This is a genomic window from Leifsonia sp. SIMBA_070 (assembly GCF_046534635.1).
Lineage (GTDB): Bacteria > Actinomycetota > Actinomycetes > Actinomycetales > Microbacteriaceae > Leifsonia.
Genome location: NZ_JAWRYK010000626.1, coordinates 1 through 252, shown reverse-complemented (window position 1 = coordinate 252; position 252 = coordinate 1). Strand labels below are relative to the sequence as shown.

Below are 252 nucleotides of genomic sequence, written 5' to 3'. Positions count from 1 at the left end.
CCAGCTCGCGCAGGCCCTCTTCAAGGAAGAGGCGGCGCAACGGATCGTCGTCGCCGGCATGCCCAAGCTGCGCGCCGCAATGCACCTGGACACCGTGTTCACCTTCGCCGACCGGGATTTGGCCACCATCCACCCGGCCATCGTGGACGGCATCCACCCTTTCACCCTCCACCCCTCGGACAAGGCCCCCGGGGTGGAAATCCGCGACGAACGGGACCGCCGCTTTGTCGACGTGGTCGCCGAAGCGATGGG

At 67.9% G+C, this 252-nt stretch carries 1 protein-coding gene; it reads left to right on the top strand.

Annotated features, from left to right (window positions below; all coding sequences use genetic code 11):
• Positions 1-252: arginine deiminase family protein (locus SB754_RS21730; RefSeq protein WP_410784388.1), on the top strand; the 252-nt coding region annotated here is incomplete at both ends.